Annotated in this window: 13 protein-coding genes; 8 read left to right on the top strand and 5 right to left on the bottom strand. The window is 48.7% G+C overall.

Features of this window, described 5'->3' with window-relative positions:
• Positions 1–156 precede the first annotated feature (156 nt).
• The 5 genes from KK083_RS24895 (at position 157) to KK083_RS24915 (ending at position 4,666) form a co-directional block, all read left to right on the top strand.
• Positions 157–639 (top strand): YybH family protein, encoded by a 483-nt coding sequence (locus KK083_RS24895; RefSeq protein ID WP_254168526.1) that lies wholly within the window; start codon positions 157–159, stop codon positions 637–639.
• Positions 640–783: 144 nt separating this feature from the next.
• A complete protein-coding gene (locus tag KK083_RS24900) occupies positions 784–1,464 on the top strand; it encodes a universal stress protein (RefSeq protein ID WP_254168527.1) in 681 nt (226 codons plus the stop codon).
• A gap of 17 nt (positions 1,465–1,481) precedes the next feature.
• A complete protein-coding gene (locus KK083_RS24905; RefSeq protein WP_254168528.1) occupies positions 1,482–2,408 on the top strand; it encodes a bestrophin family protein in 927 nt (308 codons plus the stop codon).
• A 191-nt stretch (positions 2,409–2,599) separates the two neighbouring features.
• On the top strand, positions 2,600–3,286 hold the full coding sequence (locus KK083_RS24910) for a response regulator transcription factor (RefSeq protein WP_254168529.1): 687 nt from the start codon (positions 2,600–2,602) through the stop codon (positions 3,284–3,286).
• A gap of 6 nt (positions 3,287–3,292) precedes the next feature.
• Positions 3,293–4,666, top strand: coding sequence for a sensor histidine kinase (locus KK083_RS24915; protein ID WP_254168530.1), 1,374 nt, complete (start codon positions 3,293–3,295; stop codon positions 4,664–4,666).
• Positions 4,667–4,860: 194 nt separating this feature from the next.
• Here the strand turns inward: KK083_RS24915 and KK083_RS24920 are convergent, their stop codons facing one another.
• Positions 4,861–6,852, bottom strand: a complete 1,992-nt coding sequence (locus KK083_RS24920) for a M1 family metallopeptidase (protein ID WP_254168532.1) — start codon at positions 6,850–6,852, stop codon at positions 4,861–4,863.
• Positions 6,853–7,114: 262 nt separating this feature from the next.
• Here KK083_RS24920 and KK083_RS24925 point away from each other — a divergent pair, with 262 nt between their 5' ends.
• The 3 genes from KK083_RS24925 (at position 7,115) to KK083_RS24935 (ending at position 13,442) form a co-directional block, all read left to right on the top strand.
• Positions 7,115–8,137, top strand: coding sequence for an LLM class flavin-dependent oxidoreductase (locus KK083_RS24925; protein ID WP_254168533.1), 1,023 nt, complete (start codon positions 7,115–7,117; stop codon positions 8,135–8,137).
• Between the two features lie 508 nt (positions 8,138–8,645).
• Positions 8,646–9,428 (top strand): hypothetical protein, encoded by a 783-nt coding sequence (locus tag KK083_RS24930; protein ID WP_254168535.1) that lies wholly within the window; start codon positions 8,646–8,648, stop codon positions 9,426–9,428.
• 33 nt (positions 9,429–9,461) lie between these two features.
• Positions 9,462–13,442 (top strand): CHAT domain-containing protein, encoded by a 3,981-nt coding sequence (locus tag KK083_RS24935; protein ID WP_254168537.1) that lies wholly within the window; start codon positions 9,462–9,464, stop codon positions 13,440–13,442.
• A gap of 181 nt (positions 13,443–13,623) precedes the next feature.
• On the opposite strand, the gene KK083_RS24940 is transcribed toward KK083_RS24935, so the two are convergent.
• The 4 genes from KK083_RS24940 to KK083_RS24955 form a co-directional block, all read right to left on the bottom strand.
• Positions 13,624–16,317 carry an ABC transporter permease gene (locus KK083_RS24940; protein ID WP_254168539.1) on the bottom strand — a complete coding sequence of 898 codons (2,694 nt, stop codon included), beginning with the start codon at positions 16,315–16,317 and terminating at the stop codon, positions 13,624–13,626.
• A gap of 5 nt (positions 16,318–16,322) precedes the next feature.
• Positions 16,323–16,655, bottom strand: a complete 333-nt coding sequence (locus tag KK083_RS24945) for a PadR family transcriptional regulator (RefSeq protein ID WP_254168541.1) — start codon at positions 16,653–16,655, stop codon at positions 16,323–16,325.
• Positions 16,656–16,855: 200 nt separating this feature from the next.
• Complete coding sequence (locus KK083_RS24950; protein ID WP_254168543.1) at positions 16,856–17,791, bottom strand: NHL repeat-containing protein; 936 nt, start codon at positions 17,789–17,791, stop codon at positions 16,856–16,858.
• Positions 17,792–18,011: 220 nt separating this feature from the next.
• On the bottom strand, positions 18,012–18,816 hold an 805-nt coding region (locus tag KK083_RS24955), incomplete at its 5' end, for a sensor histidine kinase (RefSeq protein WP_254168545.1).

The following is an 18,816-nucleotide window of genomic DNA, read 5'->3' on the forward strand; positions in this document are numbered from 1 at the left end:
CTTTGCGCCCCTCTTTGCGGTCTTTGCGTGAACCTGCATTCACGTTTTACGCTGTTCAGCAATAATTCCGCGTGCTTCGTCATCTAAGCAAGTACAGTGGGCAATCCCGGTTGAAATCAGGACTAACAACACATATCTTGACTTTAAAAACGTAGCATGAAGTATTTAACCCTCGCCCTTTTGGCACTTTGCAGTTTTGTGTTTTTCACTTGTAATACAAACAAGAATTCTGTTTCAAACGAAGCCGATATTGAAGCGTTTCAAAAACTCAGGGCTGACTTAAGCCTGGCTTTTCGTAATGGTGATGTGCAAACAGTAACGTTGTATCATCACCCCAATGTTGTGAAGGCCCTTTCATATGATAATTTGCTGGTAGGACGAGACGCCAATATTAAAAACCTGAAGGGAGCTTTTGAAGCCTATAGCCTCAACTTTAAAGAGCATCAGATAGAGAGCTTTGAGATCCACGGAAACACAGCAACTGAAATTTCCAGTTTTACAATAGAGGGAACTCCCAGGGGAGACGGCAAACCATTTACATTTAAAGGTCGCTCCATGGTGTTATATATTCGCTATAGTGAAAGTCCGGCTGGCTGGGCTTTAATTCGAGAAATGATCCAAACACCCGTCGGAGAATAACGTAACGCTTGTTGAGTACGAGGAGCCGTGGGGCTTATCTCAAAATTAAAATCTGATTAAAATAGTTTTCATCAAATTATAATTCTGGGTTCAGGGGCTGTTAATAGCGCTTACTTTTTTTTGAGCAAGAAAAAAAGTAACACTATGAAAAAGAAAGTTCTGATCCCAACCACGTTTGAAGAAGACACAAAAACAGCACTTCGTTTAGCGACAGACATCTACCAGGGCTCAGCCGCTGAGATCACACTGTGCACCATTTCGGAGATCTCTGACTCGATCACCGAGCTGCTTTTCCTGGATGCCAAAGATCATATCGACGTCAGTAAACGTGACGCGATCATCTCTTTTTGGAACCAGCATAAAAAGGCGGCCCATGAGAAGGCTGAAGTGAGCCTGCATCACCAGTTTGGCCTTTCCCAGCCGAAGTTCAACAGAATGATGGAAAGATTTGAGCCCGACATGGTTGTGGTGCCGCAGTCTTTTCAGCAAAGCCCGGAGTATATCCACCAGTTTGCGCTCAGGCTTTTTCATACGAGCCGGTACCCAATGATGTTGCTGCCCGGCAACGCGGAGACAGTGAAAGGTATTCAACGTGCGCTGTACCTGGATGAATCGCAGCAGCAGGCCAGCAGTGTTGCTGTTCAGCAATATCCCTTTCACGTTATTCATAAGTCAATGGTGGAAGGGCAGGAGTATGGCTCCACCCGGACGATCGTGGAAAAAATGCAGATCGACCTGATCGTAAAGCCAAAACGAAAAAAAGGTTTGCCCGTGGAGCATGATCGCGACGCAGGCACTTTCGGACTTCCTATTCTCACCATTTAACGACACGATCCAAAGCTATGTTGTTGAACAAAAATATTCCCTGGTCATACATCGTCGGTAAGATCAGGCTTGAAATTGCCGCAGTGTCCATCTACGCCATCTCGTTCGGCATATTTCATAAATTGCTCAATCTTCACCACATCATGCTGCCCCTGTCGGTGCCGGCAATTGTAGGAACCGTGATCTCCCTTTTGTTAGCTTTTCGATCCAATCAGGCTTATGATCGCTGGTGGGAAGCCAGGATCATCTGGGGAGCGATCGTTAATGATTCGCGGACCCTCATCCGCCAGATCAAAACCTTCATGAATGATCCCGAGTACAGTGTGACGGCAGACGACTTCGTGCGCCGTTTCGCCAAGCGGCAGATCATGTGGTGTTATAGTTTAGGAAATAGTCTCCGAAAGAAAGACCCAATGCTCCACGCGCGTGACCTGCTCTGCGCAGACGAGCAAAGGTTTGTTGCCGCCCATGGACACATTCCCAACGCGCTTTTGAGCTTGCACGGCAAAGACATCCAGGTAGCCATGGAAAGAGGCTGGTTGAATCCGTTTCAGCAGGTAGAGCTCGACAGGACGTTGACAAGATTATGTGATGCCATGGGAAAATGTGAGCGGATCAAAAATACCGTGTTCCCGACCACCTACGGTCTCTATATCAACTTCGCCTTGTACCTGTTCATCATACTTCTCCCGTTCGGATTAACCGAGTACCTCGGCATCGTTGTTGTTCCCCTCATCATTCTTATTTCCGCAAGTTTTCTTTTTATCGAGAAGATGGCCATTCACCTGCAGGATCCTTTCGAGAACAAACCGACAGACACACCGATGACAACCATTGCTGCAACCATCGAGCGGAACATCCGTGAAATGATGGAGGATTTTAACGAGCCAAAGCACGATCGCCTCGCTGCAAAGGTATCGGACGAAGAATTTTATGTGTTGTAAGCCATGTCAGTGTACCCATGTTGGTGTGCCGATGTTGGTGTGCCCATGTTGGTGTTCTTCACCAACATGCACCCAACCAATGTTAGTGTTCACCAATATCCAGAAATTCTAATAATACTCTAATCTCTTAACCGACCGCTCTTGATGCTACCGGCTTTTTTTAATTGGTGTTGTACATTACCTTTTCGGCCATGAAAATACTGTTGATCGAGGACGAGCCCAACGTGATCTCATTTGTCAGGCGTGGCTTGATGGAAGCGCGTCATGAAGTATCCGTTGCCATGGATGGGCTGACCGGCCTGCAGATGATTCGTTCTGCTTTGCCGGATGTTGTGCTGCTCGACGTGATGCTTCCCGGAATGAATGGTGTGGAGCTGTGCAGGAAAGTAAGAAGTCAGAACATCGGTGTTCCCATCATCATGCTGACCGCCCTTGGCACGTCGGAAAATATTGTGATGGGACTTGAAACCGGCGCGGATGATTATATTACCAAGCCATTTAAGTTTACGGAGCTGCTGGCGAGGATCAGCGCCGTTGTGCGAAGGTCTCACGGAAAAAGCGCGGTTGATAATTCGGTGATTCAGGTAGACGATCTCGCACTCGATACGCTCGGTAAGCTGGTGACCCGGTCCGGGGAACGGATCAACCTGACCGCCACGGAGTATAACCTCCTTGAATTTCTGGTGAAGAACAAGGGGCGTGTATTCTCCCGGCTGGAAATACTGGAAAAAGTATGGGATATAAATTTCAACACGAACACGAACGTTGTTGACGTATACATTAACCATGTCAGGCGAAAGATCGACAGGCCGGGAGCAAAGAAGTTGATCCATACGGTGGTGGGGATGGGTTACGTGCTTCGGGAAGACGCAGACTAGCATTGTATGAAGATCAGAACGAAGATTGCGTTGGTCTTTACGCTGATGACAGGTACCATTCTCTTCCTGCTCAGCGCTTTTGTGTATGTTGTTTCTTCCAAGCACATGGAGGAGCACTTTCTCACGCGTTTGAAAGTTTCAGCATCCATTGCCGCCGAAAGTGAATTTGAAGATGAGACTAACCTTGTTCGCGAGATCAGGGACCGTCACTTACAGAAATTGCGACGGGAGAAAGAATGGTTTTTTGAAGATAACAGTTCTTTCCCGCGTGAGGTGCTGAAAGCGCTTCCCCGTGCGCCAACATCCTTCATTGAAAATTTGATGGATAGGGGGAGTGCTGCATCACGCGAAGGTTTTGAATACTATACCGGATTCCGGTACCAGTCTGCCAGCACCAACGGGAAGCAGTATTTTGTGATCGCTAGCGCCTACGACGAAGATGGAGAAGAGAATCTGCTCTTTTTGCGAACGATGCTGATCATTGGATTCTCGGTAAGTTGTGTTCTGGTTTTCGCCTTGGGACGGCTCTTTGCCAACCGGATCATGAAACCCATCGCCGACATCATCTCTAAAGTGCATGAGATCACGAAAACCAACCTCAGTGAGCGTCTCGGTTCCGCGAAAGGCAACGATGAAATTGCAGAGATGGCGGCAACATTCAACGACATGCTTGACCGCCTCGAGACCACCTTTGAGTTACAAAGCAACTTCATTGGAAACGCCTCACACGAGTTGAACACGCCGCTTACCGCCATCCTGGGCGAGGTCGAAATCATACGTAGCGCTCCCCGGAGACCTGAAGAGTATGTAGAATCATTGGGCATCATAGATTACGAAGCGAAGAAGCTGCGCGACGTTACATCGAGCCTGCTCCGGCTGTCCAGCATCAGCTACGAAGGTAAGAAGCAGAAGATCGAGCGCCTGCAGCTCGATGAGCTCCTGATGGATATCAAGATCAATTTTGACCGGCGAATGCCCGCGAATAAAGTAAGAATGCTTGTTCAGGCACAGGAAGGCAATACAACCGCTTATTGCATCGTGGGCTCCAGTGTGTGGCTTGAGTTGGCAATTACAAATGTGATTCAGAACAGCATCAAGTATAGCGACAACAAAGAAGTGCTCGTAACCCTTTCATCCAGCGAACAACATTGTTTCGTCGAGATCTCCGATCAGGGGATCGGCATTCCGGAAGAAGACATGCGTTACGTCTTTGAGCCCTTCTTCCGTGGAAGCAATACCGGTCCCTACAAAGGATACGGCATCGGACTCCCCCTCGCTGCACGCATTGTAAGGCTTCACGCCGGAGAGTTGCAGATCTTTTCAAAACCCAATACAGGTACAAAAGTGACGTTAAAATTTAACGCATCGCGGGATCTTTAACCCTGGCGCAAGGTGTTATGCGTAAACCTGTGCGACGGCTTTTGCCTGGCGCAAGTGTTGTGCGTAAGCCCAGCGCGCAAGGTCACTTGTGCCTCAATACCTGCGGTCTTCAGACTGCCTCGGGATGTAATGTTCCTTAAAAAAATCCTTTGCGACCTTTGCGCTTCTTTGCGCACTTTGCGTGAACCTGCATTTCACTTCGCCATCCACACATTATCTTTCACTTCCGCATCCGGAAATCTTCCGTACGGATCGAGTGTGATCTTTTTGATCTTGCGTTCGCCTAACGTCAGGTCGGCATTGAACGTGCGGCTGCCATTGAACCACACGTCTGCAGGCCACGTAACGATCACGGTGTTCTTGTCGATCGGTTTTGCATTGGGCATGTTTCCGATCGCCGGTCCGGATTCTTCAAATTCAACCTTCAGTACAACAGGTGACGGCATCTGCCCGGCCTGGTGCACAACCACACGTGTCATGCCGCGTGAGCTTTGTACATCACGGATCGAACCGTCCACGGATTCGGTGGTGAACAGCCAGTAGTACCAGAACCATTCCAGGTTTTGTCCCAGCGCTTGATTCATGAAGAACATGTAGTCCCACGGAGAAGGATGTTTGAAGCTCCAGGCTTTTGTATACGCTTTCATGGCTTTCAGCACGGCTTCGTCGCCTACCATTCCGCCCAGCATCGAGAGCATCAGCGGTGCCTTGCCATAGGTTTGAAACCTGTATCCCGGTCCGGCGTCGTTAGCACTCCACATCATGGGCGCTTCGTTTTCACTGCCACTCGTTTTTCCGTAGCGCTGACCAAGACCGTCCAGGCTGTAGGGTTTTCCTTCGGCATCAGCGTCAGAAAGAATATTCATAAACTGGTTGAATCCCTCATCCATCCACCCATAGCGGGTCTCGTTGTTTCCCACCATCATGGGCCACCATTGATGTGCCGTTTCGTGATCGGCGGCGCCCTGGTTGGAGTTTATCACCATCGGATACTCCATGCCCGCGCTGGGCCCGTCCTGTAATGTCAGTTGAGGGAAAGGATAGGGTGCCCATAAGCTGGAATAGAATTCAAGCGCATGGCGCGTGATCTTTCCTGCGTTTTCAAACAAGCCAGCGCGTGCCGGCAGGTAGAACATATGGATCGGTATGTAACCTTTTTCCGGGATATTCGCGCGTGTAGCCTTCCAGATAAAATCGCGTGAGGTAGCCCACGCAAAGTCGTTTACCTGGTCGGCAACAAAATGCCAGGTCAGTGTTTCTCCGGTGGCGGTAGCCGTGCCCGCACCGCGTTCGGATTCACCCACGATCGTTACTTCCTCATCGGTTGTGGTGATGTTGGCAAGTCGTTGAAGGATAGCAGGGGAGAGAACTTCCTTTGAATTTTGAAGCAGTCCGGTTCCGCTCACAAGCCAGCCTGCGGGCACAGTGATGCGAACATCGAATTTTCCAAAATTATTATAGAATTCTGAAGGGCCGAGGTAGACACTGGTTTCCCAGCCTCTCAGGTCGTCGTATTTCGCCACGCGCGGAAACCACTGGGTAGGTTGAAAGAGCGTGTTTTCCCACCGTTGTGTCATGCGGTGCCCGCTGCCATTGGGGCCGCCCGGCAATTTTGTATTCCATTCGATCTCCAGTGTTATCTTACTTCCTGCCTTCACCGGGGTATTCAGCGTTACTGTGGCAAGGGTGCGGTTGAGGCCGGCTATGCCCAGGCGGGCAGGAGCATTGCGGTCGTTGCTTGGTATTGCGCCAAGGTCCACTTTCCTGCCGTCGATGATCAGGCTCGTGACCACCATTCCTTCCGTAGTTTCCGCTGGGGTGGAGAACCCGCGCGGTACATCGCTTCTGAAAATGTTATGGTCAAGCCGCAGTAAGATCTGGGTCAGCTCTTCCTTGCTGTTGTTATAAACGTCGATCTTCTCCGTGCCATAGATAACCTGTGTTGCCGGGTTCAGGGTAGCCAGGATGGTGTAGTCCGTTCGAAGCTGCCAGTAGTTCGGCCCTGGCTTGCCTGACAGATCGCGCGTACCGTCTTTGAAGGCTTTTCGGATGGAGTTAGTCAACGGCACATCCAGCCTGATGTTCCGGCGATCCGTCTCGATCGTCTTGCGTTGAGGAAGGGATTGCTGGGCAAAGGAAAATTGCAGAACACCAAAAATTAAGAGGATTGACAGCCTATAGCGCATTGTTTGGTTTATTTTAAACGTGATTCAGAGATGCAAATATGAATAAAGCGATCTACTCCACCAACCTCACGCCTGGTGGGACTTTGATAATCACTCTGTTTTGATAATTATTGTGTTTTAATTGGGTCGTGATTTATTCTCGGTTTCTCGATAGGCATGAGATGGTAGAAAAAGGAAGTACGCCCAAACCGTTTTTTCGTGTAAATTGACCCGGATTAAAAAACGCCGTTGTGAAGACGAGATCAGACCGCCGGCAGAGATTATGAAGAAAATAGGTTTTTTATCGTTCGGGCATTGGGCCAACCGCCAGGGATATCAGGCCCGAACCGCCAGTGATACATTGCTGCAGTCTATCGACCTCGCGGTTGCTGCCGAAGAGATCGGGTTGGATGGCGCGTATTTCCGGGTGCATCATTTCGCGGCGCAGCTGGCATCTCCGTTTCCTTTATTGTCAGCCATTGGCGCTAAAACTAATCGAATAGAAATTGGAACAGGCGTCATCGATATGCGCTATGAGAATCCGATGTACATGGTGGAAACTGCGGGAGCCGCTGACCTGATCTCCGGAGGGAGGTTGCAGCTGGGCATTAGCAGGGGCTCGCCAGAACAAGTGATCGACGGATGGCGGTACTTCGGTTATGAGCCTGCCGCCGGTGAAACAGACGCAGACATGGGGCGCCGTAAAGCATTGGAGTTTCTGGATAAGTTGAACGGTGTTGGGTTTGCCCGGCCTAATCCCAATCCGATGTTTCCCAATCCGCCGGGCTTGTTGCGACTGGAACCCCATGCCGAAGGATTGCGCGACCGCATCTGGTGGGGCGCTGCCTCCAATGCTACGGCAATCTGGGCAGCCGAGAACAGGATGCACCTGCAAAGCTCTACACTGAAATTTGACGAGAGCGGCAAACCTTTTCACATCCAGCAGGCAGAACAGATCAGGTTGTACAAAGAGGCGTGGAAAAAAGCCGGTCACCCCGGCGAGCCACGGGTTTCCGTAAGCCGCTCCATCTTCGCATTGATCACCGATGACGACAGATATTTATTTGGAGGGCAGGGGAACAGGGGAGATCAGATTGGTTTTATCGAAAGCGACAGGCGTGCAATTTTCGGAAGAAGCTATGCTGCCGAACCAGACATACTCATTAAGGAATTAAGCCAGGATGAAGCGATCAAAGAAGCAGACACATTGCTTTTAACAATACCCAATACGTTAGGCGTTGATTATAATGTTCACGTGCTGGATTCGATCTTAAAATTTGTCGCGCCGGGATTGGGGTGGCGGTAAATCGGGCGCGGATTCTCCTCCGAGTATTACGCTAATAGTGCTTTCGTTCCCAGTAGTGGATCATCATTCCTGGAGCTAAACACGAGAATGGATGAAAAAACGGCCGGACTGTTCTATTCTACGAATTTAAAACCATTCAAGAGAAGTACGATGCGAAGTGACTGATTTCCTCAGCGTCGTGCTTAAAATCTATAGGATATAAATTTAAAATACAGCTGACTGGTCGTAATCTATTACTTTGTTTATCTTGGACACATGGAGCCCATCCGGTTCTCTCTGAAAAAAGGGAGGCGGATGGGCGTTTTATTTCTACCCGTTCAACTTCACCTCAATAAATCAAACGAGAAATGAAGTCCCGATCTCGGAAGGAGTGGGGAGATCAGGAAGCACTGGCGGAAATCATTGAGGTCTTGGTGGGGGGAAGGCGGTGTTTTGTGAGATTGAAGTGCGTGGAGGCAGGGAATCAGATCATTCTCCAGTAATAAAATTATATATAAACCCTAAATATATGGCACAGATCTATGACATCTATTCTTCTGGAATTAAACGGAAGTTGAATAACTATTGGGCTGCATGGCTTCCAACGACGAAATATCAGTTAGGCGATATTGGTATTCTGAACGGCAATGTGTTCGAAAAGATCGGTTCTTTAAAGGAGCTGAAGATCGACTACAAGACGCAGGATGATACCTCTTCAAGCCCGCTCGAACTGGTATCAGAGGCCGGCGTCAGTTTCCAGTTTAAAGTTGCCGGCGAAACGAATCCTGCCTTCGAAAGTGTTCCTGTCGCCGAAGCAGGAGTGAAGATCAAGCTGGAGTCGGCGGGCGCTTTCACAGTATTGTGTCCTGACTCTTACGAGCCTTCTATTGATGAACCGATGGCCTTGCAAAAACGAATCATCGAGGCCTATGAAAAGAGGGTTTGGGAAAGCGATTGGACAGTCATCACACGCTTAATCACCGCGCCGTCAGCGACGATCCTGATCTCAAATTCCCTAAATTCGGATGTTGAGCTTTCTGCCTCCGCAGACTTGAAAGCGGCATTGGCTCAACTCGGAAAAGCCGACCTTGGATTGTCACTAAAATCTCAGAGAGGAGACATGTTCAAAATGATTGGCGCTCGCGAAATTACACCGTTCTTCCAGGTGGCAAAACTCAAGAGGCGCTGGTTTGGCGATCCAAAATTAAGAACGCGCTCTGTGAAGATCAGTGACAAATCGTCGATGGCTGCTTCCACTGTTGCTGGCGAAAAGCAGGACCTTTACCTGGATATTCTGAAAGACGGAGAATAATAATGCCGGCCCTGAAGGGCTCGCTGGTATCCTATGAAATTTGCATGGCCTGGAATACCGTCTCTAGGATCGGAGGACATCGACGTCGCGCTTGACGGCGTGTGGCTCGCAGACGTGGGCCAAGGAAATGTTCACAAGGCAAGCCATCTCTTGCGGGAATGGGGTAAGACTGAAAAAACCGCTGACCGCGATTTTGCTGCCGCGTGGATTGACCTGCTGTCAAGTAACTTTCGAAAAGCACTTGATGCCTTCAAGCGATCCTTCGAGAACGAATCTTCTCCTGAGAAGAGGTTCATTATTGCCTCTTCGGCGAATTATTGCCTTGTCGCATCAAGAGTTCTTCCGGACGGCAGGTGGGTTGACTTCACAGAAGCCAACGACGCAAATCATATCAATAAAGTCACCGAATGGCGTGGTCACTTCGAAAGCCTTGCGGCGCTGGCATTGCCTGATGAGGAACGGTTCATTGGTTTGTACATCGGTTGCTTTCGTACAAATTTTCCGAAAGTGATTGGCACGCTCATGCAACTAAGGAGAGCCGGGAGTTTTCCGGTACCACCGGCGCACGCAATTGCACCGCTTAAACTGAAAGAACTTTTCGATTTACATTCCCGAACTGATTTTCCGCTCATCTTTAATTTCATGCTACTCAAGCTGGCTGAATTGTATGGCGTGTGGGGGAACCTGGATAACATCGATGCCTATATCACAGAGATTGGTGACCAACTCGGTGGTGCTTACCGGGCCGTGGCAGTCTTTTACCGCGGCCGGCTTAGAATATCGCAGGGAAAGGTTGGCTTTCCTGAATTGTTCGGCTGTATCCCTTCAAACGCAATGCAGATGGCGTTTGCAAGCCTCCTGGCTGTTAAGCCGCCAATAGCAGCCGCGGCAGATCTTGAGTTAGCACTCGCTGACTTCGAGGCAAGTCACACTTTTTTTGATCGCCTGGATTCTCCACGTGCAAAAGCGCAAATTGAAATATGTATTGCGTACCTGTATGCAGTAAAGTCCGAATTCAATGAAGCAACGCGATATTATAACGATGCGCAATCAAATGCGGCTAAGGTCAATGATATTCGACTTCAGTACACAGCTTATGCAGGCAGGGTGCTCACAGGGATTTTCTCCCGGGCACCAGAGTTGGATATTGTTAACGCCGCGCAATGCATATCAGATTTTTTTTATTCCAGAGAACTCCCGGCCTCTGCCATGGCTTTTGGAATTGCGTTGTCGGAGACTAGTCTTGAAGTCTTGAACAGGGGCTTTGTTGACCAGGCACTTCAATGCCTGCTTATGGCGGAGGAGATAATCCTGCCATTTAGGCCGCCGCTTCAACTTTGCAGAATAAGTGTAGCCAGGGCGCACATTTATGCAACCATCAATGCATATTCAAGAGCGCGCATCGAGCTGGACAAGTCAGTTAACTGGATACAACTGGCCGACAAGAGCGCCCCGCTCCAAACAGCTCACCACAAATTGATCCGCTACTTCGTCGCTCTTAATGTTGCTGTGAAAGAGCAGGATGCAGACCAACTTGAGCGCGATTTCCTGGAATTGCAAGTGGTGAAAAGTACTTTACCTCAGGTGTCAGAAGAAGAATGCGAGCGGCTAGGGAAGTTGATACTGGTAGGGATCCAAGCGGAGGAAGAATTGAACCGGGACACAAGTGTTTCGTCACCAACTGATTTAAATAAAAAAGTGGTTGAAGCATTTTCAGTGCTGGAAAAGGGGAGTGCCTGTGAATTTCACAAGTTATGTCGGAGCCTTGAGTCGAGTTATGCTTTGCTAATTCCATGGTATAAAGCGTTGGGGCATCAGCGTGTGGAGGAACCCGAGCAGGCTGAGATCCAATTTAGAAAGGTTCTTGATGTTGCAAAAAAAAGAAATGATGGCGACTACATAGAGGCGATGGTATTTAGCGAACAGAAAAAGTTCAACGAAACTGTTCACGCGCTTAATAGATACGCCCATCGAAACTATCCCGACACACAAGAGCTGGTAAGCATACTGTCCGCCGGGAATCATCGATCTGTCGACTCCAGGCGAAGGCAAGTGGCTCAAATCTTTGCCAACATTGAGGCATGGGATCTCGCTGCTGCGGAATACGCCAAAAGCAACTACGTAGCACCGGACATAGAAACCATGGCCGCAGATATGGATCCGGGCATGCTCGTAGATGCGTTGAATCACGCGCGGATTTTCGAGCACAACAAACAATACAAGGAAGCCAAAAACAGTTATAAAAACTTACTTGCGGCAATCGAATATAAACGTTCACAATTCTTCGACGAGTATCTGCAGCTGAGTTTTGGCGGAGAGGCGATCATTTACCTGATTTACGGGGAATACTGTCGATATTTTATTGGACAAGGTGACTGGCGAAACGCACATTACATTTCAGAGCTTGGTCGCGCAAGGACACTGACTGAATATATAGATCGTCGGGTAAGATCTAGTTCAACCGATGATTTAAGCAACACCTATCACACTCAGGCCACGAAGGTGGAACGGTTGATTCAGCAAAGGACCATTGCGTCGCGACAAGCTGATGTGCCGGTGCAAAGGATTGAAGATATGCTGTCCAGTATAAAGAAAGAAACAAGCCTGCTGAGAGATTTGGAAGCAAAGGTTTACGACCGCACAGGCAGGCCAAACCCGCAGCTTCCGGCGGAGCTGATTGCATCCGTCGACGAGTGTGCAAAACGACTTCCTGACGAAACCTTGATGCTGTGTTACTTTTACTATCGCAGCTATTTCTACGGCTGGGCGATTGATCGCACAGGTATCGCGGGAACGTTTTCAACCAACGAAATACAAGGTTGGGGGTTCAATCACAAAACGTTTGATCATAGGGTGAGTGAATGGATTGCGCAGCTGGCTGATGGGAAAAGTGAAACGGAAGGTAAAGCATGGGGTAGCTTGCTCTCCCAACTATTGCTGGAACCGTTTCGGAACCTTATTACCGCAGCAAAGAGCATACTCTTTATTCCGTACGGCGTTCTTAATCTGGCGCCATTGCAGGCTCTGCCATGGCACAAAACCTATCTTGGTCGCGAGAAGATAGTCTCATACCTCCCCGCCTCAACGCTTTTGAAATTCCTGAAACCGTTCAACTATTCGCAGAATTTGTCAGGCTTAGTGGTCGGTGATCCCGACGACATGAAGATATTGAATGAGGTCACCGGTGACTTTTCCAACCAGTTCCAGTTGCCATCTGCCGGGCTTGAAGCACTGGTGATCGGAATGGAATCGGATTTCACTATACTCATAGCAGAAGAAGCAACCGAAGCAGTAGTAAAAAGGGAATGGTCCTCCGACACAAATATTGTGCACATTGCCGCACACGGATGGTTTCAACACGGCGCTTCCCTTCAGTCAGGTATTGTACTTGCGGCCGGCGGTTATCTGTCTGTCGACGACTTAATGTCTATGAATGTCGACTCCCGGATTGTGATCCTGAGTGCTTGCGACACCGGAAAGTCAGAGCTGAAGGGATCCGATATTGTCGGGATCGTCCGCGGGCTGTTGTGCGCGGGCGCTTCGGCAATCGTGGTAAGCATGACACCAGCCTACGATGTGGCGGGTACACTGCTGATGATTCAGCTCCATAGGAATCTGCGGCACCAACATCCTTTGGGAAAGGCGTTACTTTTGGCTCAACAGTGGTTGTCGTCCATAACCGCGGCTGAGGCATTAGACTTTTTGCACGAGATCGGGACATTTCTCGTTGCCAAAAACAAGCTAAGCGCCGACATCGAAGCGAGGTTGTTGATTTGCGAGGGCGACATCCATATACTGACCGGCAAATTCACTGCGATGAGGAAATGCTATCGCCGTGCTGCGGCCTTGTGGTTTTCTATCGGCAAATCCAAAATGTCGGATGAAACAAACGCAACGTTGCGAGGCCACGATTTCCGGGAAGATTATCCCGACGCCGGAGAGCGATACGCGACAGCCATCTTCAGCGACGTCCGGTACTGGGCGAATTTTTCGGTAATCGGTCATTGGTTCTAGCTCGATACTTTTACGGATTGAAAAGCAGCTACGTTCACTAAAGGAGAGTCTGAAATAATATTTAACATAATATAAATTATATAACTATGGATTAGCTAACTGGCTGACCTATGGATTAGCTAACTGGCTGACCGATTTGACGTTTCCTTTATTCCTGCAAATCACACAAACCCCGGAAATATCATTCCGACCTCAAGATCTTAACAGGATTTACAACGGCAGCCTTGATGGCTTGGTAACTTACCGTGATCAATGCAATACCGGTAGCAATAACGCCCGCCAGGGCGAAGAACCACCATTCCACATCGATGTGGTAAGCATACTCTTGTAGCCATAAGTCTGCGCCAAGCCATGCGATTGGAAATGCAATGCAGCAGGCGATGAGAACCAACTTCAAAAAATCTTTGGAAAGCAAAGCCATAATGCTTAAAAAGTTTGCGCCTAATACTTTGCGCATACCGATTTCTTTCAACCGTTGTTCTGCAGAGTATGTAGCAAGTCCGAAAAGTCCCAGGCAGGCAATAACTACACTGGCAAGGGCAACCCACCCGAGAAGCGTTTGACTGCGCTGGTCTTCGATGTAAAACAGCGCAAGTTGGTTGTCAAGGAAGTGGTACTCAAAGGGCTCTGCCTCATCATTTGCTACCATGATCGCTTTCAGCTTGTCGAGGGTCGTCTGGATGTCGTGCGGCTGGATCTTTACCGAATAATAATCGATCGGAAAAATCGGATTGTAATGATACGTGATGATCAGGGGCTCTATTTTGGCACGCAGTGATTGAAAATGAAAATCCTTCACGATTCCCACTACACGCGGTCCGAATGCTGTGGTGGGGTCATCATAGATAGGTGTAAAAAATTGATTTCGGGCAACAAGAGGTATGGTCACTTCGTCTGAAACATCTGTGATGCCGAGGATCTTTGCTGCAGCCTCGTTGATGATGATGGACGAAGTGTCCGCATCGCTTTGGAAGTTCCTTCCCTTGAGCAATTGAATGTTATACGTGCTGAAAAAATCCTTATCTGCAGCAATCGTAAAGGCCGTCTGCAGTTCACCGGTGCTTCCCTCCTTCTTTAACTTAATTCTTGGAATCGATTTCCATTCACCAGGCACACGTGATGTTGCAGACACATGCTGCACAGCGCTCAGCTTCGACATCTCGTTCTTCACCCACTCGAAGTTTGAGCGCGCCCTGGCAACATTGACATCGATCACGACCATCAGCTCCTTGTCAAAACCGAGATCGGTATTATTGAGGAAGCGAACCTGCATGAACAGCACGATGGTACCAATGATCATGACTGTTGAAATTGTAAACTGGAGGACCACCAGCGCTTTTCTTACGGAGAAATCTCCACTTGTCTTTAACTTCAAACCTTTTAACAGCGAGACGGGGTTGTAACGGGAAAGCAACATGGCTGCATAGCCTCCGGAAAGCAATCCTATTGCAATGATTAACGCCACGGCGATGGCCCAGAAACGCAAGCCTGCTGATGTAAAAAGCTCGAACTTCTTATTGACGAAATCATTAAATGCAGGTAATAACAGCGCAACGATGAGCATGGCAGCGAAAAAAGCAATGACTGTCGTGATCAGTGATTCGACAAGAAACTGCCTGATAAGGTTGCCACGTACCGCACCGATTGCTTTGCGCACACCGATTTCTTTGAGTCGGCTCGATGCCCTTGCTGTAGTCAGATTTGTGTAGTTGATGCCTGCAATCAATAACACGAAAAGCGCTGTGAACGAGAATATCGTTACATAGACAGGATTTCCCTGGGGGATGCTATCAACATTTGAATTGCGCGCACCATCAGCGATCCCTGCCGACTTCAGGTGTATATCTTTTATAGGCTGAAGTGAATGTGACAGTGTTGTTCCGGCTTCCAGCGTTGCATTTGCGTGAACGAGCCGGGTCATCTTGCGGGAAACAGTATCAGGATCAGCGCCCTCACGCAATAAGGCATACACTGTAAAACTTGTCGAAGCCCAATCACCCTGCGCCTCACGTTTAAACCCCTCGTCATTTAATAGCGTTGCCATGGACATTACGCTGCTGAACGAAAAGCTTGAATTCTGCGGATGATTTTTTAATACCGCAGTGATCCTTAACGGGGTCTGCATGTAATCGAACTGCACGTTTTTATTGATCACGTCTCTCCTTCCGAAGATCCGCATCGCGAGGCCTTCGGTAATGATGATCGTATTGGGTTCTTTCAACGCAGTCCTTCTATCGCCTTCGAGAAGTGGAAAATCGAATACCTGAAGGAAATACTCGTCCGCCAGCGTGACTGTCTCTTGCACGTGCACAGGATTTTCCGGATCGATGAGATTACGTCTTCCCGCGCGCTGCATGCGTGTTGTCATTTCCACTTCAGGTAATGCTTGCGGGGCTTCTTCTGCCAGCATGTAACCTGCCGCGGCAACCGTTGTAGCTTCATTATTGGGATTTTTCTCATGCGTAATGACCCGATAAATTCGATCGCGTTCGCTATGCTGGGTGTCGAAATTCAGTTCATCGTATACATAGAGCGCGATCAATAAAAAGCAAACCATTCCGAACGTTAGCCCCAGCACATTCAGGGTCGAATAAAGCTTGCTTTTCCAGAGGTTTCTCCACCCCATAATAAAATAACTTTTAAACATACCGTTGTTGGTTAGTGGTTGATGAAATGTCGCGGATCGGATAATCCCAGGTCTGCATAACAAAACAATATCTATGAACAGATAAAAATTCGCTTTGCTTTTGCCAAGATCCTCTACTCTCCTGTCGTAAAGTTCAAGCAGATCTCCCTCGATGTCAGCGTGATATTCTGGTTTGCAAAACCACTTCAGGAACCGAAGCATGAAAGGTGGTGGGTTGGCTATTTTCATGGATGTTATTTAAGCTTCAACACCAGTTTAGGAAGCGCTTTCCAAAGCTCATCGCGTGATTCTTTGCTATACTCCAGGGCTTTTTTTCCGTAAGCTGTGATCTCGAAGAAAAGTTTAGGGCGGCCACGCCGGCTTTCGCTTGAATCCCCTTGCTTTGATTTCAGAAACCCTTTCGACTCGAGTCTGCGCAATGTGATCTGCAATGCACCTACCGTGACCTCACGGTTAAGACGTTGTTCGATCTCATCTTTAATACTGACCCCATACGCATTGCCGTGGAGAATCCCTACCGTGAGAAGCACAACTTCTTCGAATTCGCCTAGTTGGACACGTTTCATGAATGAATAATACTATTATGCAGTAATAATAAACAATCTTTGCAATAAAATACTACATTGTAGTAGAAAATATTGCGATTTGAAGAGATACGAAGCGCCAATGATTTGACCAGTTCGTCCGGGCAACAGACATAAAATAAAAGCTGGCCTCACAAGGCCAGCTTTTGAAAACAGATAAAGTGAGAAGGTCTTTCCGACAATTATTGCCGTCCGGCCATGGACCATGTCCAATCCCAATCTGTGCTGCCTGTTAAATTGGTCGAGAGGGCGTTAGATGGGTTGATCTTGCGAAGTGAAACCACAAAATCCCCGCCCAGACCTTCTACTGCATAAAGATTGTCACCGTAGGTCGTCATCTCATTGGTAAAAGATGAAGTATAACCTACCGCCACACTCCCACTTCCGTTAGGGTTGGTTCTCCAGAGCTGATTTCCCCAGACGGCATACATGTACCCGTTGTAGAATGTCATGGCTTTAACGCCATCCCACCCGGATGGCTCCAGAACTGAATAGGCACCGGTGCTGGCATTCATTTTATAAAGCACATCGCCATGCACGATGAACAGGTAGCCACCACCAAACGTCATCCCCTGCGTACCGCCCCAGCCATTATCGCTGATGGAAGCACTGGTATTATTCGATAAGTTGAATCGCCAGATCTGACCTCCCTGCACGCCGAAGACATAATTGACCAGGCCCACCCGTCCGGCGGTAAGCGCTTCAACGCCCGTCCATCCGTAATCGATGTTAGTGAAAACGCCAGTCGTGGGATCGATTTTATAAAGGTTGTCATTTAAGACACCGTAAATATATCCCCCGATTGACGCCATTACTGGCATGTAAGGCATATCCGGGTTGAGCGCATAACTACTTCCCGTGCTTGCATCAACAGCGTACAAAGCATTGTTTTTCGCGATGTACAGTTCTTCAGGTACATATGACGCCGTCGTATAGGCTACCCCGTTAGAAGGTTTAACCCTGGCCTTACTCGCGCTGGAAGCAGCGAGGCCTTTCCGGTCTTCCTCGTGGTTCAACGAAACCTGTGCTTCATTTTCAGGCGCAACGATTTCATTATCCTGGCATGAAACGAAAATTACTGAAAGCAGTAACAAACAATAAAAAATGGTCTTTTTCATTTTACGTTGGTTTTAATGTTAAAAATTATTTGTGAGCTTCAAAGGTAGGATGGCGCCTTGACAACGAGTGTCACACCGGGGCTGACGTCGCTCACGTGCAACCGTATGGCAGGGCGCAGGGCGCTGAAAAAAGTTCTTGGCACCAAAGGAAAGCAACAATGGCCGGTTCTGTTCAGATCATCTCATGACGGTCAGTCAGCACATGACAAGGCAGGAATTTTTAGTCACGCGCACTCCACCGATTCCTAAAATACACCCTAAACTCCGTCCCCTCATCCACCCTGCTCTCCACCTCGATCTTCCCTCCCAACGCCAGTATCTGGCTCTTCACCAAATAAAGTCCCAAACCTTTTCCCTCCACATGACTGTGAAATCGCTGGTACAGACTAAAGATCTTATTTCTAAATAGCTCCAGGTCCATACCCAGACCGTTGTCGGCTACGGTGAGACAGATGTATCCGTTTACGGCTTCTGTTTTCAGGCTGATCACGGGCGTGCGTGCAGGGTGGCGATATTTGATGGCGTTGCTCAACAGGTTTTGCAGCACGCTTTCTACGTAGGGCTTCACGCTGTAAATACGGGGCGCATTGGAGAAATCGGCGCGGATCACACTGCGGGTATCTTCAATTTCTTTTTCGATGTAGCGCTTCACCAGCGCTAGCTCCTCGTGGAAGAATACTTCTGTAACCGGGCTTTCATTGTTCTTCCTGATCTCGAGGATCGTGTTCAGGTCGCGCACTACACGATCGAGCTCCCGGGCGGTATCAACCATTTTTTCGTAGACGCGGTTGCGTTCCTCCGGGCCAATGGTGCCGAGGTTGAGCACGTTGCCCAGGCCCATGATCCGTGCAACGGGCGCCCGCAGGTTGTGTGCCGAGATGAAGGCAAACTGTTCCAGTTGCTGGTTGTAGTCCAGAAGCTCTTTGGTACGCGACTGCACTTCCTGTTCCAGGTTTTCGTTGCGGGCGCGGATGTCCTCGTTTTGTTGAGCAATGGTGGTGTAGGCCTGTCTCTTATACAACTCT

The sequence above is a fragment of the Chryseosolibacter histidinae genome, from assembly GCF_018598225.1.
In the GTDB taxonomy this organism is placed as follows: Bacteria; Bacteroidota; Bacteroidia; order Cytophagales; family Cyclobacteriaceae; genus Chryseosolibacter; species Chryseosolibacter histidini.

What these genes read in the sequence shown, in the direction of transcription:
- KK083_RS24935 (WP_254168537.1), top strand. Translation starts at nt 9,462, where the DNA reads ATGAAATTTGCATGGCCTGGAATACCGTCTCTAGGATCGGAGGACATC.
- KK083_RS24925 (WP_254168533.1), top strand. Translation starts at nt 7,115, where the DNA reads ATGAAGAAAATAGGTTTTTTATCGTTCGGGCATTGGGCCAACCGCCAG.
- KK083_RS24900 (WP_254168527.1), top strand. Translation starts at nt 784, where the DNA reads ATGAAAAAGAAAGTTCTGATCCCAACCACGTTTGAAGAAGACACAAAA.
- KK083_RS24915 (WP_254168530.1), top strand. Translation starts at nt 3,293, where the DNA reads ATGAAGATCAGAACGAAGATTGCGTTGGTCTTTACGCTGATGACAGGT.
- KK083_RS24930 (WP_254168535.1), top strand. Translation starts at nt 8,646, where the DNA reads ATGGCACAGATCTATGACATCTATTCTTCTGGAATTAAACGGAAGTTG.
- KK083_RS24910 (WP_254168529.1), top strand. Translation starts at nt 2,600, where the DNA reads ATGAAAATACTGTTGATCGAGGACGAGCCCAACGTGATCTCATTTGTC.
- KK083_RS24905 (WP_254168528.1), top strand. Translation starts at nt 1,482, where the DNA reads ATGTTGTTGAACAAAAATATTCCCTGGTCATACATCGTCGGTAAGATC.
- KK083_RS24940 (WP_254168539.1), bottom strand. Translation starts at nt 16,317, where the DNA reads ATGAAAATAGCCAACCCACCACCTTTCATGCTTCGGTTCCTGAAGTGG.
- KK083_RS24895 (WP_254168526.1), top strand. Translation starts at nt 157, where the DNA reads ATGAAGTATTTAACCCTCGCCCTTTTGGCACTTTGCAGTTTTGTGTTT.
- KK083_RS24920 (WP_254168532.1), bottom strand. Translation starts at nt 6,852, where the DNA reads ATGCGCTATAGGCTGTCAATCCTCTTAATTTTTGGTGTTCTGCAATTT.
- KK083_RS24945 (WP_254168541.1), bottom strand. Translation starts at nt 16,655, where the DNA reads ATGAAACGTGTCCAACTAGGCGAATTCGAAGAAGTTGTGCTTCTCACG.
- KK083_RS24950 (WP_254168543.1), bottom strand. Translation starts at nt 17,791, where the DNA reads ATGAAAAAGACCATTTTTTATTGTTTGTTACTGCTTTCAGTAATTTTC.